Annotated in this window: 21 protein-coding genes; 12 read left to right on the top strand and 9 right to left on the bottom strand. The window is 67.3% G+C overall.

Annotated features, from left to right (window positions below):
• Positions 1-374: 374 nt before the first annotated feature.
• Positions 375-1298 carry a glycosyltransferase family 9 protein gene (locus ACYQ1Z_RS16820; RefSeq protein WP_459793714.1) on the bottom strand — a complete coding sequence of 308 codons (924 nt, stop codon included), beginning with the start codon at positions 1296-1298 and terminating at the stop codon, positions 375-377.
• 32 nt (positions 1299-1330) lie between these two features.
• The gene (locus ACYQ1Z_RS16815) at positions 1331-2473 is read right to left on the bottom strand and encodes a glycosyltransferase family 9 protein (protein ID WP_459793689.1); all 1143 of its coding nucleotides are present in this window, start codon (positions 2471-2473) and stop codon (positions 1331-1333) included.
• A 209-nt stretch (positions 2474-2682) separates the two neighbouring features.
• Between ACYQ1Z_RS16815 and ACYQ1Z_RS16810 the strand changes: the two genes are divergently transcribed.
• The 5 genes from ACYQ1Z_RS16810 (at position 2683) to ACYQ1Z_RS16790 (ending at position 7362) form a co-directional block, all read left to right on the top strand.
• Positions 2683-2985 (top strand): DUF4193 domain-containing protein, encoded by a 303-nt coding sequence (locus tag ACYQ1Z_RS16810; protein ID WP_009358564.1) that lies wholly within the window; start codon positions 2683-2685, stop codon positions 2983-2985.
• A gap of 190 nt (positions 2986-3175) precedes the next feature.
• Positions 3176-3919 (top strand): M50 family metallopeptidase, encoded by a 744-nt coding sequence (locus ACYQ1Z_RS16805; RefSeq protein ID WP_459793688.1) that lies wholly within the window; start codon positions 3176-3178, stop codon positions 3917-3919.
• A 9-nt stretch (positions 3920-3928) separates the two neighbouring features.
• The gene (locus ACYQ1Z_RS16800) at positions 3929-5020 is read left to right on the top strand and encodes a glutathione S-transferase family protein (RefSeq protein WP_459793687.1); all 1092 of its coding nucleotides are present in this window, start codon (positions 3929-3931) and stop codon (positions 5018-5020) included.
• Positions 5021-5059: 39 nt separating this feature from the next.
• Positions 5060-6169: a serine hydrolase domain-containing protein gene (locus tag ACYQ1Z_RS16795; protein ID WP_459793686.1), complete on the top strand. Its 1110-nt coding sequence runs from the start codon at positions 5060-5062 to the stop codon at positions 6167-6169.
• 140 nt (positions 6170-6309) lie between these two features.
• Positions 6310-7362 carry an FUSC family protein gene (locus ACYQ1Z_RS16790; RefSeq protein WP_459793713.1) on the top strand — a complete coding sequence of 351 codons (1053 nt, stop codon included), beginning with the start codon at positions 6310-6312 and terminating at the stop codon, positions 7360-7362.
• On the opposite strand, the gene ACYQ1Z_RS16785 is transcribed toward ACYQ1Z_RS16790, so the two are convergent.
• From ACYQ1Z_RS16785 to ACYQ1Z_RS16775, 3 genes are read right to left on the bottom strand one after another with little or no spacing between them, the layout of a single operon-like run.
• Complete coding sequence (locus tag ACYQ1Z_RS16785; RefSeq protein WP_459793685.1) at positions 7359-8270, bottom strand: MaoC family dehydratase; 912 nt, start codon at positions 8268-8270, stop codon at positions 7359-7361. The two genes, ACYQ1Z_RS16790 and ACYQ1Z_RS16785, sit on opposite strands and share 4 nt — an antisense overlap.
• Positions 8267-9607 (bottom strand): 3-oxoacyl-ACP reductase, encoded by a 1341-nt coding sequence (locus tag ACYQ1Z_RS16780; RefSeq protein WP_459793684.1) that lies wholly within the window; start codon positions 9605-9607, stop codon positions 8267-8269. The genes ACYQ1Z_RS16785 and ACYQ1Z_RS16780 overlap by 4 nt, the downstream gene beginning before the upstream one ends.
• 9 nt (positions 9608-9616) lie before the next feature.
• Positions 9617-10972, bottom strand: a complete 1356-nt coding sequence (locus tag ACYQ1Z_RS16775) for an acetyl-CoA C-acetyltransferase (RefSeq protein WP_459793683.1) — start codon at positions 10970-10972, stop codon at positions 9617-9619.
• A gap of 60 nt (positions 10973-11032) precedes the next feature.
• Here ACYQ1Z_RS16775 and ACYQ1Z_RS16770 point away from each other — a divergent pair, with 60 nt between their 5' ends.
• Complete coding sequence (locus ACYQ1Z_RS16770; protein ID WP_459793682.1) at positions 11033-11752, top strand: TetR/AcrR family transcriptional regulator; 720 nt, start codon at positions 11033-11035, stop codon at positions 11750-11752.
• Position 11753: 1 nt separating this feature from the next.
• Positions 11754-13823: an acyl-CoA dehydrogenase family protein gene (locus ACYQ1Z_RS16765; RefSeq protein ID WP_459793681.1), complete on the top strand. Its 2070-nt coding sequence runs from the start codon at positions 11754-11756 to the stop codon at positions 13821-13823.
• A gap of 77 nt (positions 13824-13900) precedes the next feature.
• Here ACYQ1Z_RS16765 and glgA read toward each other — a convergent pair whose 3' ends face one another.
• The gene (gene glgA, locus ACYQ1Z_RS16760) at positions 13901-15115 is read right to left on the bottom strand and encodes a glycogen synthase (RefSeq protein ID WP_459793680.1); all 1215 of its coding nucleotides are present in this window, start codon (positions 15113-15115) and stop codon (positions 13901-13903) included.
• Between the two features lie 102 nt (positions 15116-15217).
• Between glgA and glgC the strand changes: the two genes are divergently transcribed.
• The 3 genes from glgC (at position 15218) to ACYQ1Z_RS16745 (ending at position 18652) form a co-directional block, all read left to right on the top strand.
• Complete coding sequence (gene glgC / locus ACYQ1Z_RS16755; RefSeq protein WP_459793679.1) at positions 15218-16627, top strand: glucose-1-phosphate adenylyltransferase; 1410 nt, start codon at positions 15218-15220, stop codon at positions 16625-16627.
• An 89-nt stretch (positions 16628-16716) separates the two neighbouring features.
• Positions 16717-18168 carry an SDR family NAD(P)-dependent oxidoreductase gene (locus ACYQ1Z_RS16750; protein WP_459793678.1) on the top strand — a complete coding sequence of 484 codons (1452 nt, stop codon included), beginning with the start codon at positions 16717-16719 and terminating at the stop codon, positions 18166-18168.
• 16 nt (positions 18169-18184) lie between these two features.
• Complete coding sequence (locus ACYQ1Z_RS16745; RefSeq protein WP_459793677.1) at positions 18185-18652, top strand: pyridoxamine 5'-phosphate oxidase family protein; 468 nt, start codon at positions 18185-18187, stop codon at positions 18650-18652.
• A gap of 51 nt (positions 18653-18703) precedes the next feature.
• Here ACYQ1Z_RS16745 and ACYQ1Z_RS16740 read toward each other — a convergent pair whose 3' ends face one another.
• From ACYQ1Z_RS16740 to ACYQ1Z_RS16730, 3 genes are all read right to left on the bottom strand, one after another.
• Positions 18704-19555 (bottom strand): transglutaminase family protein, encoded by an 852-nt coding sequence (locus ACYQ1Z_RS16740; protein WP_459793676.1) that lies wholly within the window; start codon positions 19553-19555, stop codon positions 18704-18706.
• On the bottom strand, positions 19552-20478 hold the full coding sequence (locus ACYQ1Z_RS16735) for an alpha-E domain-containing protein (protein WP_009358288.1): 927 nt from the start codon (positions 20476-20478) through the stop codon (positions 19552-19554). Before ACYQ1Z_RS16735 ends, ACYQ1Z_RS16740 begins: the two co-directional genes overlap by 4 nt.
• Before the next feature lie 75 nt (positions 20479-20553).
• On the bottom strand, positions 20554-22110 hold the full coding sequence (locus ACYQ1Z_RS16730) for a circularly permuted type 2 ATP-grasp protein (protein WP_459793675.1): 1557 nt from the start codon (positions 22108-22110) through the stop codon (positions 20554-20556).
• Positions 22111-22224: 114 nt separating this feature from the next.
• Between ACYQ1Z_RS16730 and ACYQ1Z_RS16725 the strand changes: the two genes are divergently transcribed.
• Positions 22225-23277, top strand: coding sequence for a YeiH family protein (locus tag ACYQ1Z_RS16725; protein ID WP_459793674.1), 1053 nt, complete (start codon positions 22225-22227; stop codon positions 23275-23277).
• Positions 23278-23311: 34 nt separating this feature from the next.
• Positions 23312-25554, top strand: a 2243-nt coding sequence (gene pepN, locus ACYQ1Z_RS16720) for an aminopeptidase N (RefSeq protein WP_459793673.1), incomplete at its 3' end; no start/stop codon positions are given.

Here is a 25554-nt window from a genome sequence, read left to right as displayed (position 1 = left end):
CGCCGTAGCGCTACAGCGTCCCCGCACCGTTCCAGCGTCCCCGAGGCCGGGGGAAGCGACGCGTGGGTCAGGATCAGTGCGGTCGCAGCCTGCCGGGACGGTGGCGTCTGCCGGCATTCTCCGGCCGTGTACCGGCGGCGACGGGACGATACTCCACGCGGCGGTTTCCGGCGCGGTTTGCCCGCTTCTCCTGCCGGCGGGCTTTCCGTTCGGAGCGGTCAATGGCTGACAAAATACTAAGCGTCACCACCACCCAGAGGAACGCGGCCAAAAAAACCAAGGCAATTTCCAACTCAGTGCCCATGTGCCTATTTTAGGCTTCCCGGTCCGCCCTGCAGAGTCCCTAAACACTCGAAGATTCCCGGAAGAGCCGGTTAAATACCCAACTCCCGCACCGCTGCCAGGACGTCCTGCACACTGACCGCCAGCAGGGCCGGGTCCGGCCGGTCGGCAAATGTCTCGCCCAGACGGAGTTCGGCCTTCGTCAAGACGACGTGCGGACCCGGAGGCGGGCCCCAAATTTCAGGCGGCGCCGGGCCAAAAAGCACCACCGACGGCGTTCCATACGCAGACGCCAGATGCGCCGCCCCCGTATCGGCCGACACAACAAGCCTCGCTGCGGCGATCGTTGCAGCGAATTCCCCCAGGCCCAGCCGCGAGGCGAGCACGGCTTCATCCGCAAGGCCCGCCAAGCGGCACACCTCCGCTGCCCGGTCCTTCTCTGACGCGCCGCCGGTAAAGACCACGTGATGCCCGGCCTGGTCCAAAGCCGCCGCCACCGCCGCGAACCGGTCCGCCGGCCAGAGCCGGCTGCCATACGCCGCTCCAACATGCAGGACCGTGGCACCCGGCACCGGGCTGGGAACATGCGGCCGGTCCAGATGCAGGTCCAGCGGGTCGGCGTCGATCCCGTGCCACTCCAGGAGCCGGACCCACCGTTCCCGTTCGTGCAGTTCCGGCCGCCACGGCGGCCCCTCGCGGTAGTCGCTTTTGTGCCCGATGGTGCGCCGCGCCTGCAAGGCTTCGATCCGCCCGGCGCTCTCCGGCCCGCTGCCGTGCAGGTTCACCGCCACGTCCACGACGCCTGCTTCCATGGCAATGGGCTCGTCCAGGCCGTGGGTGGGCAGCAGTTCGTAGCCGCCCACGAGGCCCAGCGCGTCCGACAGCCAGCCCTGGGCGGCATACCGCAGCCGGTGCTCCGGGAACGCGCGGCGCAGCGCCTTCAATGCCGGAACAGCAACCAGCAGGTCCCCCAGCTTGAGCGCGCGGAGGACCAACAGTTCGGGCTTCCCGTCCATCACAGCACGGTTCTCCACGCTTGCGCCGTCCCTCACTCACCCTCCCTCAACGCGGCCGTCGACAACAGGCTCCGGACGTCCTCGTACACCTCGCGTACCGCAACCCCCGCGACCATTGACTCGTCGTGCGGGCAGCGGGGCGCCGTCCAGCCGACCTGCGTGACATCCACCCCGCACGTGGGGCAAACCGTCACCCAGGATGCGTGGATCCGGTGCAGGGTCCGGCCGAGGGCCCCGGCATTGATGACGTTGCCGATCCAGAAAATCCCCACAGTAGGCACGCCGAGGGCCTGGGCAAGGTGGCGCGGGCCGCTGTCGTTGCCTACTACAACGGCGGCACGCGACATCAGCGATACCAGACCAGGCAAGTCCAGTACCCCCGCCGCGGACGTGACTGCCGCCGAGGCCGCGAGCTCCGCAATGCGTTCCGCCAGGTCCTGCTCGCTCTTGTCTCCGACCACCACCACACTGCAGCCGTCGGCCGCGCAGGCGTCCGCCAGCTCCGCGAACCTCTCAACAGGCCAACGACGGCGGGGGTCGGTTGCGCCGGGATGGATCACCACAAGTGGCTGGCCGCCGTCGTCCTCCACAGCGGCAGCCGCCCGCACGTGTTCTGCAGGGCGAAGCCGCGCTTCCAGGTCAACCGGCGGCGCGCCGGCCAGGCCGGCCACTTCGACGGCACGGAGGGGTTCGTGCTGGTAATAGAGGTACGGGATGGTCCGCTCCAGGCTTGCGGCGTCCGCCGTGCGGGTCCCGACAGTATGCCGTGCACCCAGGCGCGACAGGAACGGGTTGGAATACCGGCCGCCGCCATGGACCTGCACCGCAAGATCGAACCTGCGCGAGCGCATATCCCGGAAGAACGCCTCCAACCCGGCCGGATCCTCATCCCCTGGCCGCACACCCTCGGAAAACGGCAGGACGCAAACCTCGTCCACCGGGCTTTCCACAGCATCCAGCAGGGTCTTATGGATGGGAGTGCCCAGGAGGGTCAGCGTGGAGCCGGGATACGCGGCTTTCAGTGCAGCCATGGCAGGGACGGCGAAAATCAGGTCACCCAGGCCTCCGCCCCGGAGCACAACGATGCGGGACACGTTGTCGAACTTCTCCAGTACGGGCCCTACCCCGATACTTACCTGCCCGGCACCACCAAATTCTGCAGTGAGCTGCTCCACATACGCCCCTTCGGTTCGGGCGGAGGCCGCGCCGACAGCCGCGCCCTCCGCTGCTCGTGCGGCCCGCATGGCTGACTGTGCCCGCCGGCCGCCTACCCTGAACCAGTACCCAGGCGGCGGCAAATATACTCCGCCTATTGGGGAATACCCGCCGAATGCTGTACGTTTCATACGCGACAGGCGAACCAAAGAAAAGAGAAGCACCCAAAGTGGCAACCGATTACGACGAACTGCGCTCCGACGTCAAGGAATCGCAGGACAACTCACTCGAGCAGCTCCAGTCAGCCAACGCTCCCGACGCCCGCAGCGTCGTCCTTGAGCTGGATGAGGCTGACGGGCTCGACGGCGCCGGCGTCCCCGGCGGCGAATTCGTCGCCGAGGAGCTCGTGGTACAGGTCATCCCGCAGGCTGACGACGAGTTCACCTGCTACTCCTGCTTCCTGGTCCGTCACCGGTCGCAGATTGCCCGCCAGAAGGACGGGCACAGCTACTGCACCGAGTGCGAGGGCTAGGAACCACGGCTGGCGTGGTGCCGCGGAGCAGTCCGCGCATCACCCGATCCGAAGGCACGCTGTACTCCGGCGTGCCTTTCCCTTTTAACAACCTCTTCGCCAGGCAGCAGCGTCAAGCCGGCACCCAGCTGCCACCGGTACTGTTGGCAGCTATGGCCCTGACAGATCGTGCGCCTTCCCGGAGCCCTGGATGAACAACGCAACCGGTGATTTTTGGCACCTCCTTACTGACTCCTTCCGCCGCACGGAACTGCCGGCCATCGCGGTCACGGAGCTTCTGGTTGCCGTGCTGGCGGCAACTGCCCTTTCCATCCCCCGACGCTCGTGGCGCTACTTCGGCCTTCTGGCCACGGTAGTCCACGAACTCGGCCATGCCTTCGCCGCCCTCACCAGCGGTCAGCGGCTGTCCGGCATACGCCTGCGCCTGGACCACTCCGGAACCACCACAACCTACAGCCGCAGCCGGGCGGCCACGGCCTGGTCCTGTTTCTGGGGTTACCCCGTGCCGGGCGTCGTCGGGGCAGCCCTGGTAATCTGCGGTTTCAGCGGGTGGGGACCTGCCCTGTTTTCCGGCGGCGTCATGGTCCTCGCGGCGTCACTGCTGTTCATCCGGAATCTGGCGGGATTCGCCATCACCACCGGTGCCATCGCCGGCACCACGGCCCTCATTCTTGTGGTCCCGGACGCGTTTGCGGGGCACACCGCCGTCGTACTTGGCCTGGCAATGCTGGTGGGTGCCGTGCGCGACCTCTTCAAACTCGCCAACGTCCACCTCCGGCGCAGGGACCGGCTGGCCTCGTCCGACGCATACCTTCTTTACCGCGCGACGGCGGTGCCTTCCGTCGTCTGGATCATGCTGTTTGCGGTCCTCGTGACCGGCTCCTGGCTGGCCGCCTGGCAACCGATCGCCAGCATCCTGACCCGCGCGGCATAGGCTAGGCCCATGAGCCAGGAAACCGAAAACCTTCAGGAAGCTGCCGGCGATACCACGGCCCGGCACAGCACCCGCGGCGCGTACGTCACGGACGGTGCCGAATTCAACCGCGACACCAACTACATTGAGGACCGGATCACCCGCGACGGCAGGTCCGGCGACAACGGCGAGCCTGGCTGGCCGGCTGAGGCGGGACGGTACCGGCTCATCGCGGCACGGGCATGTCCGTGGGCCAACAGGGCAGTCATCGTCCGCCGGCTGCTCGGCCTGGAGGATGCCATTTCCCTGGGGCAGCCCGGTCCCACTCATGATGCCCGCTCCTGGACATTCGACCTCGATCCCGGGGGTGTGGATCCGGTCCTGGGAATCGAACGCCTTCAGGAGGCCTACTTCACGCGTTTTCCCGGCTACCCGCGCGGCATCACCGTGCCGGCCATGGTTGACGTACCCAGCGGCGCGGTAGTGACAAACAACTTTCCGCAGATCACCCTCGACTTCTCGACCGAATGGGTTGACTTCCACCGGCCCGGCGCGCCCCGTCTGTATCCCGAGGACCTGCGCGAAGAGATCGACCAGGTCAATAAGAGGGTGTTCACCGAGGTGAACAACGGTGTGTACCGGTGTGGTTTCGCCGGTTCGCAGGAGGCCTACGACGCCGCCTACGACCGGCTGTGGGCGGCGCTGGACTGGCTGGAAGACCGGCTCTCCCGCCAGCGATACCTGGTGGGAGACACCATCACGGAGGCGGACGTCAGGCTTTTCACGACCTTGGCCCGGTTCGACGCCGTCTATCACGGCCACTTCAAATGCAACCGGCAGAAGCTCAGTGAGATGCCTGTCCTCTGGGCCTACGCCAGGGACCTCTTCCAGACTCCGGGATTTGGCGACACAACGGACTTCGTCCAGATCAAGCAGCACTATTACATCGTCCACGAGGACATCAACCCCACTGGCATCGTTCCCGCGGGGCCGGACCTGCGCGGATGGCTCACCGGGCACGGGCGGGAATCGCTGGGCGGACGCCCCTTCGGGGAAGGAACACCGCCCGGGCCCGTGAAGCAGGGTGAGGAAGTGGCGCCGGGACACAATCCGCTCGGCTAAGCCGCAGCGCGGAAAGCGCTTTCTAGGTAGGATGGCCGGATGCAGACGATACATGGGCAGGTGGCCCCCGGATTCGAAAATGTGCTGGATCTTTTTGCCGGCTTCCTGGCTCAGGATCCGGACTACAGCGCCCAGCTTGCCGCCTACCACCGCGGGGAACGGGTTGTTGCCCTTACGGGCGGCCCGGGGATGAACCCGGACACGCTGACGGGCGCATACTCCTGTTCAAAGGGTGTAGCGGCCATGGTGGTCGCACTGCTGGTGCAGGACGGCGTGCTTGACCTCGACAGCACCGTCGCCCACTACTGGCCCGAATTTGCCACGCATGGGAAGGGGCGGCTGCTGGTAAGGGAGGCCCTCTCCCACCAGGCCGGCCTTCTGGGCGTGGAAGGCGGGTTCGGGCTGGACGAATTCACCACACCGGCCGCCGCAGCCCGCCTTGCCGGCGTCCGCCCCGCCTGGCGGCCGGGCACGCAGTTCGGGTATCACGCCCTGACGATCGGAATCATCATGGAGGAACTGTGCCGCCGCACTGCAGGTGAGTCGCTGCAGAGCCTCTACGACCGGCGCATCCGTAAACCGGAAGGCATTGACTTCTTCCTCGGCCTGCCTGATGACCAGGAAGCCCGCTACCGGGATGTCCTTTTCCAGACTGACCCGGACCAGCCCTGGGTCGATCCGCTCAGTTTGGAGGGCCTGAACAGCAATGCCCCGGTCAGCACCATCATGGACCTGCCGAACATTGCCGAGGTCCGTGCTGCCGGGATGTCGGCAGCCGGGGGCGTGGGCTCAGCGGACGGGCTGGCCAGGCTGTACGCTGCCGCCACCACCGGCGTCAGCGGCGAAAGCCCGTTCCTGACGCCCGCAACGGTTGAGCTAATGGCGCAGGAACAGGTGTGGGGGCTGGACCGTTCCTCCGGGCTGGACAATGCCTTCGCCGTGGTCTTCATGAAGCCCCACCCCTCCAGGAATTTCGGCAGCCACCGTGCCTTCGGCCATGAGGGTGCAAACGCCGCCCTCGGTTTCGCCGATCCCGCATACTCCATGTCCTTCGGCTATGTCCCCCGCCGGGCGGAAGAGGGGCGAACACCCGGCAGGGCGCACCGCCTCGCGGCCGAGGTACGGCGTTCCGCAGCCGCCCTGACGTAGCCCCTCCGGAACCCGCCGGCGGCCTGACCTGCACCTTTTGGGATTAGGCGGAGAAGCGCCCTAAGGTTGGGCGGATGAGCAAGCCGCAAGCGCGAACGCATGTCCGATGGGCCCGGGGAACCCAGTTCCTCAAGAAGGCCATCGCCGGGCTCGCAGCGGCGTTTGCAGCCCAGCGCCTGCAACTCGCAGCCAAAGCTGCGGTGGCCGCAGGCCTGGCATTCCTCATAGCGCCACTGATGCCCGGTGCCGCAGCCAATTATCCGTACTATGCCCCGCTTGGCGCGCTGGTGGCGATGTACCACAACGTCGCCGGGTCCGTCCGGCAGGGACTGGAGGCGCTCGCTGGCCTGGCCGTGGGTATCGGCATTGCGATCGTGCTCGTGACGGTTGCCGATCCTTCGCCGCTCACGGTGGCAGTCTTCATGGGCATCGGGGTTCTGCTGGGCGGCCTGCCGGGCATTGGCAAGGGCAGCGATTGGATTCCGACGGCGGCACTGCTGGTTCTGCTCGTCGGCAACAGCCAGCCGGACGACTTTTCGTTCGGCTACCTGGTGCAGATGGGCGTTGGCGTGGTGGTGGGCATCGGCGTCAACTTCCTGCTGTTCCCGCCGTTGCACTTCACCGCGGCGGCGGCGAGCCTGGACGATCTCCGGCGTGCCCTCGGCACACAGTTGGTGGATATGGGCGCCGCCCTCACAGAGAAGTGGCCGCCTGAACATGAGGACTGGTCCCGCCGCTCCGATGAACTTGCTGCGGCGGCGCGGTCCGTGCGGCACCTGGTCAAGGAGGCCGACGCAAGCCGGCGGGCGAATCCGCGGCGCAAACTGCATCCCCGCGATCTGGACCAGGACTACCGGAACCTGCGCGAGCTGGAACGGGTGACCTTCCACATTCAGGACATGACAGATGTTTTGTCCGACGTCATCTGGGTCAGCGACGTCCCTTACGCCGTGCCGGTCCAGGACAGCGGCCCGCTGGCCGATGCCATGACCGCCACCGGCCGGCTGCTCCATGCCTACAGCGATGAGGACGGGGCAACCCAGCAGGAACGGTTCGATGCGGCCCGCGCGGCGGTGGAAGCCTGTATGGCCGCCACCGCCGGGCGGCCGGTCGAACAGGGCACGGTTCCGGCGTCGGAATCCATCCTGCTCAGCCTGCACCGCATCCTGCGTGCCGTCCGCCCCGCCACCTAAAGGGCGGTTACCGCGCCGCTGAAATAGCGGCGCCCGGACCTGGGATTCCACGCCACAAAACCGGAACGTTCCCAGGCGCCCGACCGGCCTTGCTCACTGCCGATTTCCAGGGCCACGCGGCAGGGCAGGAACACCGGCGCATCAAACAGCACATCCCAGATGAATGAGTCACCGCGTACTGAGCCGACGTCGGCGAGCGCACGGGACGCGAGGTACATGCCGTGGGCAATGGAACGCCGCATCCCCAGGGCTTTGGCCGACAGGACGCTGAGGTGGATCGGGTTGAAATCTCCCGACACCGCCGCGTAGGCCCTGCCTGCGTCAACGCCCAGCTGCCACACCGCCGTCGGATCGGGTGCCTTGAAGTCGGGCCGCGCCGGAGGCGGGGACGGTTTGTCGATCCCGGGCAGGAACACACCCTTGGCCAGGTACGTCGAGACACCACGCCAGGAAATGTCTTCCTTCCCTGACAGCCGCACCTCGGCCACAACGTCCACCTGCGTCCCGGAACGGTGCCCGCGGAGGTTTTCCACCCAGGCGGCGACGTCCAGGGCGTCCGTGAACAATACGGGCGAGTGTTGCTCCACCGTGTTGCGCAGGTGGATCATGCCAAGCAGCGGCAGGGGGAAGTCGTCCCTGTTCATCACGCTCATGGCAAGCGGAAACGCCAGTGCGTGGATGAAACCCGCCGGGAGGACGTCGCTGGCCGACTCCCCCAGCAGGTGCTGGTAGGCGGTGAGGTTACCCACGTCCACCGTCACGCCGCGCACTTCGTGGCTCTCCTCCGGCAGGACGGCGGGCTCGTGCGTGCCGAGCAGCCTGCGCCGGGCGGCCTGGGCGGCCGCGTTGACGTAGAGCTTGGACAGGGACGGCATCTCCCCCAGGATCACGGGCTGCGGGGACATCATGCGCCCATCACATACTGTCCGCAGACCCTCAGGACCTCGCCGTTGATGCCGCCAGCCGCGTCGCTGGCGAGGAAAGCGATGGTTTCAGCGACATCCACGGGCTGCCCGCCCTGCTGCAATGAGTTCAGGCGGCGGCCCATCTCGCGCACGACCAGCGGAATCCGTGCCGTCATCTCCGTCTCGATAAACCCTGGCGCCACCGCATTGATGGTTCCCCCGTGCACGGCGAGCAGCGGAGCGGTGGCACGCACCATGCCCATGACCCCTCCCTTGGAGGCGGCATAGTTGGTCTGGCCCCGGTTCCCGGCTATGCCGCTTGTGGAGGCAACGGAGACAATCCGCGGGGAGTTGCGGAAATGCGGTGAAGCCAGGAGGGCGTCGTTGATGCGAAGCTGGGCGGCGATGTTGATGTCAATCACCGAGCCCCACCGCGCGGCATCCATATTCGCCAGGAGCTTGTCCCTGGTAATGCCGGCGTTGTGGACCATGATGTCCAGCCGGCCGTGTCGCTGGACCGCGTGGTCGAGGATACGCTGCCCCGCATCCTCCCGGGAGATGTCCAGCTGCAGGGCAGTTGCCCTGGTGTCGTTGGCCACGGCGGCCAGGGCGTCCCCGGCAGCCGGGATGTCCACCAGCACCAGCGTCGCGCCGTCCCGGTGCAGCGTCCTGGCGATGGCGGCGCCGATGCCCCGTGCAGCCCCGGTCACCACGGCGACCCTGCCCGCCAGCGGTTTCCCGAAGTCGTCGGGAAGGACGCCGCCCGTTCCTGTAACGGCCAGGAACTGGCCGTCGACGAATGCTGACCGGCCGGACAGAAAGAAGCGGACCGCAGCGAGCGCCGACGGGCTGGTGGTCTGCACCCCGTCGGCGAGGAGGATGCCGTTGCCGGTAGCCCCTGCCCGCAGCTCCTTGGCGAGGGAACGGACGAACCCGTCCACGCCCTGCCGGGCAGCAGCCTCGGCGGGGCTGTCCGCTTCCGACGCCGGGCGGGACAGGACGATGACCCGTGCACCCGGCCCCAGGTCACGAAGGGAGGCAGCTGCGGCAAGGACGGGCTTTTCCAGGTCCTCGGGCCGGGCCACCTCGTCGAGCACCAGGATGATGGCCCCGAGCTTCTCCCGGGGGACGGCGTGGCGGCGGACATCGAGGTCCCAGGAGAGCAGCTCGGCGGCGAGCTTGTCGGCTCCGGCGGATTGGCCCTGGACCACAACGGGGCCTGTGGCCAGGGGCTGTCCCGGCTGGTATCGGCGCAGGACCGCCGGCTGGGGCAGTCCCAGCTTTTTCGCCACGTTCCGGCCGAGGCCCTGGTTGACGAGTTGGGCGTACTTGTCGGTCATCGGTCCCCCTTACAGCGATTCCAGGATGGCGACGACGCCCTGGCCGCCGGCGGCGCAGACAGAAACGAGTCCGCGGGCGGGACGGCCGTCGCTGCTGCCCTTTTCATGCAGCAGCTTTGCCAGCGACGCTACAATCCTTCCGCCGGTGGCTGCGAACGGGTGGCCGGCGGCCAGCGAGGATCCGTTGACGTTCAGGCGCGCCCGGTCAATCTTGCCGAAGGCTCCGTCCAGGCCCAGGCGGGTACGGCCGAATTCCTCGTCTTCCCAGGCGGCCAGGGTGCTCAGGACGGTAGCAGCGAAGGCTTCATGGATCTCGAAGAAATCGAAGTCTGCAAGGGTGAGGTTGTGCCGGGCCAGAAGCCGGGGCACCGCGAAGACCGGTGCCATCAACAGGCCGTCCTTGCCGTGGACGAAGTCGACCGCTGCCGCTTCGGCGTCCACCACGGCGGCGAGCTTGGGCAGGTCCCGGGCGTCGGCCCAGTCATCCGAGGCGAGCAGGACGGTGGAGGCACCATCGGTCAGGGGGGTCGAATTGCCGGCGGTCATGGTTGCATCGGCACCCAGGCCCCTGCCGAATACGGGCTTGAGGGATGCCAGCTTCTCCATCGAGGTGTCCGCCCGGAGGTTCCCGTCGCGGGCCAGCCCCCGGTACGGGGTGATGAGGTCGTCGAAGAACCCGGAGTCATAGGCCGCGGCGAGGTTCCGGTGGCTGTTCAGGGCAACCTCGTCCTGGGCTTCCCGGGAAATCTTCCACTGCGCGGTGGTGAGTGCCTGGTGCTCACCCATGGACAGGCCGGTCCGCGGTTCGGCGGTACCCGGTGCCAGGGGTGCCAGGTCCTTGGGCCGCAGGCGGCTGAGGATCTGCAGCCGCTGCGGCAGGGTCTTGGCCCGGTTGAGGTCCAGGATCACTTCACGGAGGCCTTCGCTGACCACCACGGGGGCGTCGGAAGCTGAGTCGACGCCGGCGGCGATCCCGCAGTCGATCTGGCCAAGCTTGATCTTGTTTGCCAGGCCCACCACGGTCTCCAGCCCCGTGGCACATGCCTGCTGGAGGTCGTACGCGGGAGTCTCCGGTGACAGCGCCGATCCCAGTACGGCCTCCCGGGTGAGGTTGAAGTCGCGCGAGTGTTTAAGGACTGCGCCGGCGGCGACCTCGCCCAGCCGCTCATCCTGCAGCCCAAAACGCGCCACCAGGCCGTCGAGGGCCGCTGTCAGCATGTCCTGGTTGGAGGACTTGGCGTAGGAGCCGCCCGCGCGGGCAAACGGAATCCTGTTGCCTCCCACCACGACGGCCCTCCGGGTGGCGGGGACGGAAGCGGCGCCCGGTGTTCCGGTGCCGGGAATGGACTGTCCGTCAATGGACATGGTGTCTCCTCTGGTCGCAAGCGGTTACCGATACCCAGCGTACCTGATACGCTGGGTATCGTGAATATTTCCGACGATGCCCTTGACGAACCCGCCGCAGCCGCGAGTCCTGACGGCAGGTCCTCACGCTGGCAGAGCCACCGGGAAGAGCGCCGCCGCGAACTGATCAAGCAGGCCCGCCGGGCCGTCCACCAGCTGGGAAGCGATGCGTCCATGGAGGACATCGCCGCCGCCGCCAATACGTCGAAATCCGTGTTCTACCGCTATTTCCGTGACAAGGCGGGCCTGCAGCAGGCGGTTGGCGAGGTGGTCCTGAACCAGATGCAGCGCCGGATCCAGGAAGCCGTGCAGGGCGCGCAGACGCCCCGCGAGGGGCTGCTGGCCATGGTGTCCGCCTACCTGCAGATGGCCGAAACGAGCCCCAACGTCTACACCTTCGTCACCCGGTCGGCAGCTGCCGACGGCGCCGACGCCTCTGCCTCCGGACCCGTGTCCGGCGCCTTGGGCCACTTCTTCGACGCCGTGGCGGAAATGATCGCCACTCCGATGCGCGCGCACCTGGGCGATGGCAAGGAAGCCGTGATCGGTTACTGGCCCAAAGCAGCCATCGGGCTGGTGCGGAACGCGGGGGAACAGTGGCTGAGCACGCCGGACTCCCCCGCCAAGCCCGGCCAGGAGGCCATGGCCGGCCAGATCACCGCCTGGCTGTGCGTGGGCATCGCACCCGAACTTTCACTTTCCTCCCAACCCACCAAGCTATCTGCCAACGAAGGACATTGATATGACTGAAGTAGTGGACCGCCCCGCCGGAACAGGAAGCACCGTCCGTGTCGACGTCGAACAGCTGGGACAGCAGCTCCTCGGAAGGTGGGCTGCCGTCCGGCGGGAGGCGCGGGCGCTGGCCGCCCGTCCTGAACTCCACAAGATCGAAGGGCAGGGCCACACCGAGCACCGGGCACGGGTGTCCGGTCAGCTGAAGTACCTGGTGGCCAACGGCGCCGTCCACCGCGCTTTTCCCGCAGCTCTAGGCGGATCCGACGACCATGGCGGCAACATCGCCGGCTTCGAGGAACTTGTGGTGGCCGACCCGTCGCTGCAGATCAAGGCCGGCGTCCAATGGGGACTCTTCGGCTCGGCAGTCCTGCACCTGGGCACGGAAGAACACCACGCAAAGTGGCTGCCCGGAATCATGGCCCTGGAAATCCCCGGGTGCTTTGCCATGACTGAGACCGGGCACGGCTCCGACGTGGCCAGTATCGCCACCACGGCAACGTACGAGCCGGACAGCGAAGAATTCGTCATACACACGCCGTTCCGGGCAGCGTGGAAGGACTACATCGGCAACGCAGCCATCGACGGACTCGGCGCTGTAGTGTTCGCCCAGCTGATCACCCGCGGCGTGAACCACGGTGTCCACGCCTTCTACGTGGACCTCCGCGACCCGCGTACCAGGGAGTTCCTGCCGGGAATCGGCGGGGAGGACGACGGCATCAAAGGCGGCCTGAACGGCATCGATAACGGCCGGCTGCACTTCAGCAACGTCCGTATCCCCCGGACCAACCTGCTGAACCGCTACGGCGACGTGGCCCCCGACGGCACCTACTCGTCTCCCATCGCAAGCCCGGGCCGCCGGTTCTTCACCATGCTCGGCACCCTGGTCCAGGGGCGCGTTTCCCTTGACGGGGCAGCGGTGGCCGCCTCCAAGGTGGCGCTGACCGCGGCTATCCGCTACGCCACGGAACGGCGCCAGTTCAACGCCTCCTCCCATACCGACGAGGAGGTCCTCCTCGACTACCAGCGCCACCAGCGCCGCCTCTTCACCCGGCTGGCGGCCACCTATGCGTCCGGGTTCGCCCACGAACAGCTCCTGCAGAAGTTCGACGATGTGTTCTCCGGAGCCGCCGATACGGACGCCGACCGCCAGGACCTCGAGACACTGGCCGCGGCCCTCAAACCGCTGAGCACCTGGCACGCGCTGGACACCCTGCAGGAATGCCGCGAGGCCTGCGGCGGCGCGGGGTTCCTGATCGAAAACCGGTTCGCCTCACTCCGCGCGGACCTTGACGTGTACGCCACCTTCGAAGGTGACAACACCGTCCTGCTGCAACTGGTCGCCAAGCGCCTGCTGGCGGACTATGCCAAGGAATTCAGGAACGTCGACTTCGGCGTGCTGGCCCGTTACGTGGTGGGGCAGGCAACCGGAGCGGCCATCCACCGCACCGGCCTGCGCCAGGTGGCCCAGTTCATGGCGGACAGCGGGTCGGTGCAGAAGGCTGCCATTGCGCTCCGGCACGAGGAGGGCCAGCGCGCGCTGCTGACCGACCGCGTGCAAACGATGGTGGCCGAGGCAGGCGCAGCGCTCAAGGGCAGCAACAGGCTGCCGCAGGACAAGGGCGCCGCCCTGTTCAACCAGCACCAGAACGAGCTTATCGATGCGGCCCAGGCGCACGCCGAGCTGCTGCAGTGGGAGGCCTTTACGGAGGCGCTGCGGGACGTCGCGGACCCCGGCACCAAGATCGTGCTGACATGGCTCCGCGACCTCTTCGGACTCTCGCTGATCGAAAAGAACCTGTCCTGGTACCTCATGAACGGACGCCTTTCCATGCAGCGCGGGCGCACCGTCGGTGAATACATCAACCGGCTGCTGGTCAAGATCCGCCCCCATGCACTGGACCTCGTGGACGCCTTCGGCTACGGCAACGAACACATCAGGGCGGCCATCGCCACCGGCGCGGAAAAGACCCGCCAGGACGAGGCCAGGGCGCACTTCCGGAGCCAGCGCGCCAGCGGCCAGGCAGCAATCGACGAGAAGGTGCTGCTGGCCAGGACATCCGCAGGCCGGGGCGCCTGAGCCGGCGTCCGCCCGCCGATTAACGCACGACGGCGCCGCTCCCCTCCCCGGGGCGCGGCGCCGTCGTCGTACTGCTTCTAGGACTGCCGGCTGCCTGCGGGCAGCACCGAACGGTACACCTCAAGCGTGGTTTCGGTGATGGACTCCCAGGAGAAGTGCTTCTCAGCGCGCTCGCGGCCGGCCGTGCCCATGGCGCGGGCCCGTTCCGGATCGGACACCACCTCGGTCAGTGCGGCGGCGAACTCGCTGACAAACTTCTCCGGATCCAGCGGCGTGCCGGTGCCGTCGGTGACCTGTTCGAGGTCAACGAGCAGGCCGGTCTGTCCGTGCTCAACAACCTCGGGGATCCCGCCGGTGGCGCTCGCCACCACGGCAGCGCCGCAGGCCATGGCTTCAAGGTTCACAATGCCCAGTGGCTCGTAGATGGACGGGCAGGCGAAAGCGGTGGCGTGGCTGAGCACCTGGATCAGCTCGTGGCGGGGCAGCATGCGTTCAATCAGCACGACGCCGGTCCGCCTGCTTTGCAGGTCCTCGATCAGCCGCGCGGTCTCGGCGGCCAGTTCGGGGGTGTCCGCCGCGCCGAGGCACAGGACCACCTGCACGTCGTCGGGAAGCTGGGATGCGGCGCGCAGGAGGTAGGGAACCCCCTTCTGCCGCGTGTTCCTGCCCACAAACACAACGCTTGGCTTGGCGGGATCTATGCCCAGGGCGCGGACGGCGTCGTCATTTTCGTCACGCTTCCACAGCTCGACGTCGATGCCGTTGTGGACCACCCGGACCTTTGCGGGATCCACGTTGGGGTAGCTGCGGAGGATGTCCTGCCGCATACCTTCCGAGACAGCAATGATGGCAGCCGCCGCCTCATAGGCGGTCTTCTCAACCCACGATGACAGCGCGTAGCCGCCGCCGAGCTGCTCGGCCTTCCACGGGCGGAGCGGTTCGAGGCTGTGGGCGCTGAGCACGTGCGGGATTCCGTGCAGCAGCGAGGCCAGGTGGCCGGCCATGTTGGCGTACCAGGTGTGCGAGTGGACCAGGTCCGCGCCCTCAACGTCGGGGACGATCCTCAGGTCCACACCGAGCGTCTGCACAGCCGCGTTGGCGGTACCGAGATCTTCCGGCACAGAGTAGGACGTCACCGTGGCGCCGTGGTAGTCGGCGTCGCGCGGAGCCCCGAAAGCACGAACCTGCAGGTCAACGTGCTTACTAAGCACCCTGCTCAATTCGGCTACGTGCACCCCGGCGCCCCCATAGATCTCCGGCGGGAACTCTTTAGTCACAATGTCTATTCGCACAAGACCCAAGGTAGTCCTTCACGCTTAACTGTTCTAGTGTGAAGGAGTCCGGGCGATCCGGACTGTTTTGGGGAGTTACGAGGGCGTACAGGAGCGACCATTATGCCGTTGACGAAAAAAGTCCTGGCCATTGTCCTCGCCGGCGGCGAGGGAAACCGATTGATGCCACTGACGGCAGACCGCGCGAAACCGGCGGTGCCCTTCGCGGGAAGCTACCGGCTGATTGACTTTGCACTGTCCAACCTGGTGAATTCCCGCTATTTGCAGATCGTTGTGCTTACCCAGTACAAATCCCACAGCCTCGACCGGCACATCTCCGAGACGTGGCGCATGTCCACCCAGCTGGGCAACTACGTGGCCTCCGTCCCGGCCCAGCAGCGCGTGGGCAAGAGCTGGTTCCTGGGCAGCGCCAATGCCATCTACCAGTCCCTGAACCTCATCCACGACGCGAACCCGGACATTGTGGTGGTGGTCGGCGCCGACCACGTTTACCGGATGGACTTCGCCCAAATGGTCGCCCAGCACGTGCACAGCGGCGCCAAGGCCACAGTGGCCGCGGTACGCCAGCCCCTCAACATGGCGAACCAGTTCGGCGTCATCGAAGTCGACCAGAACGATCCGCAGAAGATCGCCGCGTTCGTGGAAAAGCCCGCGTCCACACCGGGCCTGGCCGCGGATCCCTCCCAGTTCCTGGCGTCCATGGGCAACTACGTGTTCGACGCCGACGCACTGGTGGAGGCGCTGCACGTGGACGCCGAACGGCTCGACACCAAGCACGACATGGGCGGCGACATCATCCCGTACTTCGTCAACAAGGGCGAGGCGGGCGTCTACGACTTCACGCTCAACGACATCCCCGGCTCCACGGAGCGGGACCGCACCTACTGGCGCGACGTCGGCACCATCGACTCGTTCTACGACGCCCACATGGACCTGATCTCCCCGCTTCCAGTGTTCAACCTGTACAACTCCGAGTGGCCCATCTACACCCGGCAGAGCATCTCCCCGCCGGCCAAGTTCGTCCGCGGGCAGAACAACACCGTGGGCACGGCCCTGGACTCGATCGTCTCCAGCGGCGTCGTGATCTCCGGCGGCGTGGTGGAAGGTTCCGTTCTGTCCAACGACGTCTTTGTGGGAACCAGCAGCCGGGTTATCGATTCGGTCCTGATGGACAAGGTTTACGTCGGTGAAGGCGCCGTGATCAACCGTGCCATCATCGACAAGAACGTCAGGGTTCCCGCCGGAGCCGCAATCGGCCTCGACGCCGACCTGGACCGTGCGCGTGGCTTCAAAGTCACAGAATCCGGCATCACCGTGCTCTCCAAGTACCAGGAGGTTCCGGAGCCGGGCGAGGAGGAACGGCAGCTGGCCGCCAAGAACCTGCACCTGGTGCCCAACGCCGTCAAGGCTGCCGCCGAGCAGTACCCCGACGTCCGGGAATCGGTGGACAAGGTGGCACAGACGCATGCGGCCGCGGCCGGGAACCCGGCCCCCGGTGCGAGAGTCTCCTGACCTGCACCCGTCCTGCGCCTGCCGGCGGCACCCACAAGGTACCACCGGCAGGCGTTTAAGGGCGGACCGCAGGCTGTAAAATTGGCCTAATGAGCTCCCCCGATCTGACCCCTGAGGAAATCCAGGCCTGCCTCAAGGTACTGAACACGATCCACGCCTACGACGAGGAGCACCCGGACTACATCTCGGTGCGCCGCGCCACCGGGAAAATGTTCAAGGCCGTCAAGCGGCACCGCAGGGTCACCAAGCGCGACCTTATCGCCGAAGCCGACCGGGCCGTCATCGCCCTGACCGCGACCGCCGCGCCCGACCGCATCGACGACGAGACCCGGGGCAACAAGCTCGCCCCCTCCGCCACCGGACAAGTGGCAGGGCACCTGATCCGGTCCCGCCCGTGCTACATCTGCAAACAGCACTACACGCAGGTGGACGCCTTCTACCACCAGCTCTGCCCTGAATGCGCTGCCTTCAGCCACAGCAAGCGTGACGCACGCACCGACCTCACGGGCCGGCGCGCCCTGCTGACCGGCGGCCGCGCCAAGATCGGCATGTACATCGCCCTGCGGCTGCTGCGCGACGGCGCGCACACCACCATCACCACCCGCTTCCCCAAGGACGCCGCCCGCCGGTTCGCCGCGATGGAGGACAGCGGCGAGTGGCTGCACCGGCTCCGGATCGTGGGCATCGACCTGCGTGATCCGGCGCAGGTCATGGCGCTGACCGACTCGCTGAACGAGGCGGGGCCGCTGGACATCATCATCAACAACGCAGCCCAGACGGTCCGCCGGTCGGGCAACGCCTACAAGCCCCTGGTGGACGCCGAGGACGAGCCCCTGCCGGCAGCCCTTGAGCGGTCCAACGGCGGGCCCGAGCTGCTGACCTTCGGGCACGCCCATGACAAGCACCCGCTGGCACTGGCCGGCAGCGTCACGGAACATCCTGTGCTCGCAGGTGATGCGATTACGTCCCTGGCATTGTCCACCGGTTCCGCGTCGCTGGAGCGGATCGCGTCCGGGACAGCCATCGACGCCGGCGGTCTGGTTCCCGACCTCGCCACCATCAACAGCTGGACCCAGGTGGTCGACCAGGTGGACCCGCTGGAAATGCTCGAAGTGCAGCTCTGCAACGTGACGGCGCCCTTCCTGCTGGTGAGCCGGCTCAGGGAAGCGATGAGGCGCTCCACGGCGCGCCGCAAGTACATCGTCAACGTCTCAGCGATGGAAGGCCAGTTCTCCCGGGCCTACAAGGGCCCCGGGCACCCGCACACGAACATGGCGAAAGCCGCGCTGAACATGATGACGCGCACCAGCGCGCAGGAGATGCTTGAGACCGATGGCATCCTGATGACCGCTGTCGACACCGGTTGGATCACGGACGAACGCCCGCACTACACCAAGATCCGCTTGATGGAGGAAGGCTTCCACGCCCCCCTTGACCTGGTGGACGGCGCAGCCCGCGTCTACGATCCGATCGTCATGGGCGAGAAGGGCGAGGACCAGTACGGCGTGTTCCTCAAGGACTACAAACCCAGCCCCTGGTAGCGGTAGGCTCGGCGGCATGAACGCCGAACCTACCCCCAACGTCCAAAGCCTCGAACACCACGAATGCTGGGCACTGCTGCGGACCGTGTCCGTGGGCCGGCTCGCGGTCCTCGCGGACGGGCGCCCCGACATCTTCCCCATCAACTACACCGTGGACGGCGGCACGCTGGTGTTCCGCACCGCCGAAGGAACCAAGCTGACCGGCGCGTCGAAGGACGCCCCGGTGGCGCTGGAGGCCGACGGGGTGGACCAGGACACCGGCATGGCCTGGAGCGTGGTGGCCAAAGGCACCGCCGCAGTGGTGCGGGGCACCGAGGAAGTCCTGGACACCTCCCGCCTGTACCTCTTCCCGTGGCAGGCCGGCCGCAAGGACGCCTTCGTCCGCATCACCCCGGACTCGATCACCGGCAGGCGGTTCCAGGTCACCGATCCGATGACCTGGTGGACCCAGATCAGCAACGTCCGGCGGACATCCCCGGAATAGGATCCGCGGGCAGGCAGCTCCCGGCCGTGCCGCCGGGAACTGCCGCCCTGATCATGCCAGCTGGGTGATCTCCACGCTGACGCTCAGGGCGGATCCGCCGCCGCCGGACAGGATGCCCTTTAACGGGGACACATCCCGGTAGTCGCGGCCGCGGGCCACTGTGACGTGGAAGTCCCCGGCAGGCTTGTGGTTGGTAGGGTCCCAGCTCCGCCACTCGCCGTCCCACCATTCCAGCCAGGCGTGCGACTGCCCGGCCACGGTCTCGCCGATGCCTGCGCTGGACCGCGGGTGCAGGTAGCCGGAAACGTAACGGGCGGGAATGCCGCAGCTGCGGAGGGCGCCGATGGCCAGGTGGGCCAGGTCCTGGCAGACGCCCTGCCGCTGCCCCCAAGCTTCCTCGGCGTTGGTGGTGACGCCGGTGGAACCCGACATGTAGGTCATCTCCCCGCGCATCCAGTCGAAGATCGCCATGGCGGCCTCGTGCGGGTTCTTCCCGGCAACCACCTGCGGGATGATTCCCAGGACCTCGTCACCCGGTCCGCTGAGCCGGGACTGCGGCAGCCAGTCGCTGAACGTGTTAAGGGTCTCCGGTGACGCCAGGACGTCCCAGCCCACGATGTCCGCCTCCGACGGAATTTTCCCGGCCCGGTGCACCTCCACGGTGATGTTGGAAACCACCTCCAGGTGGTCGTGCGGCATCTGCATGTCGAACGCCGTGACCCTGGTCCCCCAGTAATCGCGGTAGGTGCTCACGGCTGCCTGCGGCGGCGAAACCTTCACCACGGATTCCAGGACCACCTGCTGGGAGTCCGTCAGCGGCGTCATCCGCGCCTCGTTGTAGGACAGGGTGACGCGCTTGTTGTACTTGTACGCGGTCTTGTGCGCGATGCTCAGCCGGGTCATGAAACTTCTCCCACCCAGGCCAGTTCATCCGCCTGATTGAAGTACTTACGGGAAATGGCGTCCGACGCCTGGGACACGGCCTTCTGCACGCGCTCCATGTGCTCGGGCAGCTCGGACATGAGGTCGTCCGTGCGGTGGAACTCCAGGAATGTCCGGGCCTGGCCGACAATGCGGCGGGCGTCGTTGATGAAGCCCACCCGCTGCGCGGACGGATCCAGTTTCGCCAGGCATTCGTCCGCGTCGCGCAGCGCGTAGACGATGGACCGCGGGAACAGCCGGTCCAGCAGCAGGAACTCGGCGGCGTGCTGGTCGCCGAAGGCCGCCCGGCGGGTCCGGAGGAAGGATTCGTAGGCGCCGGCGCAGCGGAGCATGTTCACCCAGGACATGCCGGCAGAGAGGACGTCCCGGGTGGAGAGCATCCGTGCCGTCATGTCGGCCCGTTCCAGGGAACGGCCCAGCACCAGGAACAGCCAGCTTTCGTCGTGGCTGACGGTGGTGTCCGCCAGGCCGCTGACCATGGCGGTCCGCTCCAGAGTCCAGTTGCAGAACCGGTACGTGCCCACCACGTCCTTGCGGTGCTGGCTCAGCCCGTAGTACGTGGTGTTGAGGCTTTCCCAAAGGCCGGACGAGACGGTTTCGCGGGCGCGGCGGGCGTTTTCGCGGGCGGCACCGAGGGACCCCGCTATGGACGTGGCGCTGGTCTTGTCATAGGCCAGGGCGTGCAGGAGTTCGGGAAGCCCGAAGTCCTCGTTCTGCGGGCGTGCGCCCATCACGGCCAGGAGTTCCTGGGCGACGCTTTTCCGCTCCTCCATGGGAAGGTGGTTGAGGCGTTCCAGGTGGACGTCGAGGATGCGGGCGGTGCCATCGGCCCGCTCCACATAACGTCCGATCCAGAACAGGGACTCGGCGATACGGCTAAGCATGTGCGGCTACCTCCTGCGGGGCCGGAACGGCAAAAGACAAATGTTCGACGGCGGACACGTGTTGAGGTGCGCCGCTCACTGCTGCTGCTCCGACTGCCGGTCGCGCCAGTTGCTTTCCACCGGCCACACGGACACCCGTTCGCGGACTGTGACGGACTGCCGCGGCACCGACTCCACGGGCACCTGCGGCGAACCGGCCAGCACCCAGGTGTCCTTGGACCCGCCGCCCTGGCTGGAATTGACGATCAGGGATCCTTCCTTCAACGCCACCCGCGTCAGGCCACCGGGCAGCACCCAGACGTTGTCGCCGTCGTTCACCGCGAACGGGCGCAGGTCGACGTGGCGGGGCCCGAACTTATCCCCGCTGAGGGTGGGCACCGTGGACAGCTGCAGGACGGGCTGGGCGATCCAGCCGCGGGGATCGGCGGTGATCCGCTGGCGGAGCGCTTCCAGCTCATCGTTGGACGCGTCGGGGCCGATGACCAGGCCCTTGCCGCCGGAGCCGTCCACCGGCTTGACCACGAGCTCGGCGAGGTTGTCCAGGGTGTACTCCCGGGCCTCCTTCTCCTCGAGGCGGAACGTGTCAACGTTCGCGATGACGGGCTCCTCGCCAAGGTAGTAGCGGATCAGGTCAGGAACGTAACTGTAGACCAGTTTGTCGTCCGCGACGCCGTTGCCGACGGCGTTGGCGATGGTGACGCCGCCGGCGCGGGCAGCGTTGACCAGGCCCGGGCAGCCCAGCATCGAATCGGCGCGGAACTGGAGCGGATCGAGGAAGTCGTCGTCGATGCGCTTGTAGATGACGTCCACGCGCTGCTCCCCGGCGGTGGTGCGCATGTAGACGCGGTTGCCGCGGCAAATCAGGTCGCGGCCCTCCACCAGCTCCACGCCCATCAGGCCCGCCAGCAGGGTGTGCTCGAAGTAGGCGCTGTTGAAGACACCAGGGGTCAGAACGACGACGGTGGGGTCGTCCACGCCTGCCGGTGCGGTTTTGCGCAGGGCTGAGAGCAGCCGGCGCGGGTATTCCTCGACGGGCCGGATCAGTTGCTGGCCGAAGGCCTCGGGCAGGCCCTTGGCCATGGCCCGCCGGTTCTCCAGGACGTAGCTGACGCCGGAGGGGACACGCACGTTGTCCTCGAGGACGCGGAACGTTCCGGCGGCGTCGCGGACCACATCGATGCCGGAAATGTGCACCCGGACGCCGCCCGCGGGTTCGAATCCGTGGACCTGCCGGTGGAAGTGCGCGCTGGTGGTGACCAGCTGGCGGGGAATCACGCCGTCCGCGACCACGGTCATCTTGTCGTAGACGTCGTTGAGGAATGCCTCGAGCGCACGGACGCGCTGCGCCACACCCCGTTCCAGGACGTCCCATTCAGCGGCGGGAATGACGCGCGGAACGATGTCCAGCGGGAAGGGGCGTTCCTCGCCGGCGAAGTCGAAGGTCACGCCTCGGTCCAGGAACGTGCGGGCCATTGAATCGGCGCGGGCGCTGACGTCCGCCAGCGACAGCTTGCGGAGGGCCTCCGCCACTTCCCCGTAGGCGTCTCTGGCCTGCTGCCCGGGGGCGAACATCTCGTCGTAGGCTCCGGTCCGGCCCGCGGCCTCGGAGTACTCCTGGAATAGGTCTGACATGCCCAATAGCCAACCATCTTTTTGTTTCGAACTCATAAACCGCCTTTCATTGTGGCGTGTTGGGCGGAGCCTTCCAGTTCGGTGATTGCGGCCCTTATCCGGCACAGTAGGTGAGTGCCAGTCAGCAGAAGCCACCCAGCGCCCGGCGCGCGCCCGCCGGGAAGCCCGGGCAGGCTGCTTCCCGGCCTCGCTACTGCCGCCGTGGCGCTGGTGGCGGCCTTCCTGGTCCACCGGCTCTTTCCCGTCCTGCCCGCGATGACACTTGCCGTGGTGCTGGGCGTCCTGGCCGCCAATCTCCCGGGCGCCGGCGCCTGGACAGCAGGGCGTGCAAGGCCGGGGCTGGACTTTGCCGGCAAGCACCTCATGCGCGGCGGTGTTGTCCTGCTCGGGCTGAAAGTCAGCATTGTCGACGTACTGGGGCTCGGCTGGTTCGCCCTTGTCCTCGTCACCGGGGTTGTGGCGGCCAGTTTCGGCGGCACCTACCTGATCGCACGCCTCTTCCGGCTGGCACCCGTGACGGCGCTCCTGGTGGCAACGGGCTTCTCGATCTGCGGAGCCTCCGCCATCGGCGCCATCGCCGCCGTCCGGCGCATCCGGCACGTGGACACCGTGCTGCCTGTGGCCCTGGTGACGCTGTGCGGCACGCTTGCCATCGGGGTGCTGCCCCTGCTGGCGCACCCCCTGCAGCTGAGTGTCCCGGTGTTTGGCGCCTGGATCGGTGCCTCCGTGCATGACGTCGGACAAGTGGTGGCCACGGCGCAAACCGCAGGGACGGCGGCACTGGGCATCGCCGTCGTCGTCAAGCTCACGCGCGTCCTGCTGCTGGCGCCGGTCGCGGCCCTCGCGGGCACGCACCACCGGCTCACGGCCCGGACCGAGCAGGACGCGGCCGGGCAGGCGGCGCTGCCACCCGTCGTGCCGCTCTTCGTCATCGGATTCGTGGCGATGGTCGGCCTGCGTTCCACCGGCTGGCTGGCAGTGGATGTGCTTGAGGCGGGGGCCGTGCTGCAGGACGTCCTGCTGGGGGCTGCACTGTTCGGGCTGGGGTCGGCGGTGCGGATGCGGGCGCTGCTGCTGACCGGCGGCCGGGCGCTCCTGGCCGCGCTTGCGTCGTGGCTGCTGATCGCCGTCCTGGGACTGGCCGCGGCCCTGCTGATCGCCGGCTGAAGGCGGCCCGTCCGCACCGTGATTAGATAGCGGAGTGTCGAATCAGAATCTGCGGCGTGATGAAGCCGCCGCACGGTCCGCCCTGGTCACCACCGCAAGCTACGACGTCTCGCTTGACGTCCGCGAGGCCGCCGATCCCGGGGTGGCCGGCTACACCACCCGCAGCGTCATCAACTTCACGGCCGCTGAGCCCGGCACCTCGACATTCCTCGATTTCATCGGCAGCGACGTCCACAGCGTCTTCCTCAACGGCAAGGGACTGCCGGTCGAGGACGTGGTGGACGGTTCCCGGATCCGCCTGGACAACCTGCGGCAGGACAACCAGGTCACTGTCACCGGCACCGCCCTGTACAGCCGGTCCGGGGAAGGGATGCACCGGTTCGTGGACCCCGCAGACGGCCAGTGCTACCTGTACACGCAGTACGAGCCGGCCGACGCCCGCCGGGTCTTCGCCAACTTCGAGCAGCCGGACCTCAAGGCGTCGTTCACCTTCCACGTGATGGCGCCGGCAGGATGGCAGGTGGCCTCCAATGGTGTGGAAACGGCCCGGACCCTGCTGACCAGCGACCCCGCCACCGCCCGTTGGGATTTCGCCGCAACCGAAGCGATGTCCACGTACGTCACCACCGTCCTGGCCGGGCCCTACTTCAAGGCCGGGGACCGCTGGCAGGCAACGCTCGACGACGGCACCCGCCTGGACGTCCCGCTGGCCCTGTACTGCCGCGCGTCCATGGCGGACTCCTTCGACACCAAAGAGCTCTTCCGGCTCACCAAGGCCGGCCTGGACTTCTTCAACCGGCTGTTCGCCTACCCCTACCCCTGGGGAAAGTACGACCAGGCCTTCGTCCCCGAATACAACCTGGGCGCCATGGAAAACCCCGGACTGGTGACGTTCACGGAAAGCTACGTGTTCACATCCCGCGCCACCGACGCCCAGTACCAGGCGCGCGCCAACACCCTGATGCACGAGATGGCACACATGTGGTTCGGCGACCTGGTGACCATGCAGTGGTGGGACGACCTGTGGCTCAAGGAGTCCTTCGCGGACTACATGGGCAGCCTGGGCGTGGACCGCGCCACCGACTGGGAATCGGCCTGGGTCAGCTTCGCCAACAAACGCAAGGCCTGGGCCTACGTCCAGGACCAGCTGCCCACCACCCACCCCATCGTCGCGGACATCCCGGACCTGGAGGCCGCCAAGCAGAACTTCGACGGCATCACCTACGCCAAGGGCGCTTCGGTCCTGAAGCAGCTGGTGGCTTACGCGGGCTTCGAGGCGTTCATCGCCGGCTCCCGGGCGTACTTTCGCAAGCACGCCTACGCCAACACCACGTTGTCCGACCTGCTGGCGGCCCTGAGCGAGTCCTCGGGGCGGGACCTCACCGGATGGGCCGGGGCGTGGCTGCAGACGTCCGGCATTTCCACACTTTCGCTGGACATGGGAGAAGGAAACGACGACGACGTCCTGGGCGCTGTGCGCATCGTCCAGGACGCCACGGACCCGGTTACGGGACAGAAGGTGCTGCGGCCGCACCGGCTCCGCGTTGGGCTGTACGACTTCGATGACACCGGTGCCCTGGTCCGTACGGGCAGCGTGGAAACCGACGTTTCCGGCGCCTCAACCCCCGTACCGGAATTCACGGGCAAGCGGCGCCCCGCGCTGCTGCTGCCCAATGACGACGACCTCACATACGCCAAGGTGCGGCTGGACCCCGTATCCCTCGCCACGGTCCGCGCATCCCTGGGCAGGATCACCGACCCCATGGCCCGCGCCCTGTGCTGGACGGCGCTGTGGAACGCTGCCCGTGACGGCGAAAGCCCCGCCACGCTCTATGTGGAGGCCGTGGCCGCCTTCGGTCCGGCAGAAACCCAAATCGGTGTCCTGCTGAACATCCTCGACAACGCGGTAACCGCCATCGAACGCTATACCCACGTCCAGGCCAGGGACGCCCTCAGGTCATCCTTCCTGGCCGCCGTAGCAGGCGAACTCGACCTGGCAGTTCCGGGATCCGACCACCAGCTCGCCTGGGCCCGTGCCCTTGGCACGCTCAGCAGGCAGGACCCGGCACTGCTCCCCCGGCTGCGCGGCCTGCTGGACGGCACTGCGCGGGTGGACGGGCTGGCCATTGACGCGCAGCTGCGCTGGCACTTCTGGCACGCCCTCGCCGCCCACGGCCAGGCCACCCTCGCCGAACTCGACGCCGAGCTGGCCCGGGACACCACGGCCTCCGGCCGCGCAGGGCACGCCACAGCCGCGACAGCGCGCCCGGACCCGGC

This window comes from Arthrobacter sp. AD-310 (assembly GCF_054656615.1).
The sequence above is the reverse complement of the archived record's forward strand: the minus strand, read 5'-3'. Positions and strand labels throughout refer to the sequence as shown.

What these genes read in the sequence shown, in the direction of transcription:
- ACYQ1Z_RS16735 (WP_009358288.1), bottom strand. Translation starts at nt 20,478, where the DNA reads ATGCTTAGCCGTATCGCCGAGTCCCTGTTCTGGATCGGACGTTATGTG.
- ACYQ1Z_RS16750 (WP_459793678.1), top strand. Translation starts at nt 16,717, where the DNA reads ATGAGCTCCCCCGATCTGACCCCTGAGGAAATCCAGGCCTGCCTCAAG.
- ACYQ1Z_RS16820 (WP_459793714.1), bottom strand. Translation starts at nt 1,298, where the DNA reads ATGGACGGGAAGCCCGAACTGTTGGTCCTCCGCGCGCTCAAGCTGGGG.
- ACYQ1Z_RS16765 (WP_459793681.1), top strand. Translation starts at nt 11,754, where the DNA reads ATGACTGAAGTAGTGGACCGCCCCGCCGGAACAGGAAGCACCGTCCGT.
- ACYQ1Z_RS16780 (WP_459793684.1), bottom strand. Translation starts at nt 9,607, where the DNA reads ATGACCGACAAGTACGCCCAACTCGTCAACCAGGGCCTCGGCCGGAAC.
- ACYQ1Z_RS16785 (WP_459793685.1), bottom strand. Translation starts at nt 8,270, where the DNA reads ATGATGTCCCCGCAGCCCGTGATCCTGGGGGAGATGCCGTCCCTGTCC.
- ACYQ1Z_RS16805 (WP_459793688.1), top strand. Translation starts at nt 3,176, where the DNA reads ATGAACAACGCAACCGGTGATTTTTGGCACCTCCTTACTGACTCCTTC.
- ACYQ1Z_RS16740 (WP_459793676.1), bottom strand. Translation starts at nt 19,555, where the DNA reads ATGACCCGGCTGAGCATCGCGCACAAGACCGCGTACAAGTACAACAAG.
- ACYQ1Z_RS16745 (WP_459793677.1), top strand. Translation starts at nt 18,185, where the DNA reads ATGAACGCCGAACCTACCCCCAACGTCCAAAGCCTCGAACACCACGAA.
- glgC (WP_459793679.1), top strand. Translation starts at nt 15,218, where the DNA reads ATGCCGTTGACGAAAAAAGTCCTGGCCATTGTCCTCGCCGGCGGCGAG.
- ACYQ1Z_RS16800 (WP_459793687.1), top strand. Translation starts at nt 3,929, where the DNA reads ATGAGCCAGGAAACCGAAAACCTTCAGGAAGCTGCCGGCGATACCACG.
- ACYQ1Z_RS16795 (WP_459793686.1), top strand. Translation starts at nt 5,060, where the DNA reads ATGCAGACGATACATGGGCAGGTGGCCCCCGGATTCGAAAATGTGCTG.
- ACYQ1Z_RS16730 (WP_459793675.1), bottom strand. Translation starts at nt 22,110, where the DNA reads ATGTCAGACCTATTCCAGGAGTACTCCGAGGCCGCGGGCCGGACCGGA.
- ACYQ1Z_RS16775 (WP_459793683.1), bottom strand. Translation starts at nt 10,972, where the DNA reads ATGTCCATTGACGGACAGTCCATTCCCGGCACCGGAACACCGGGCGCC.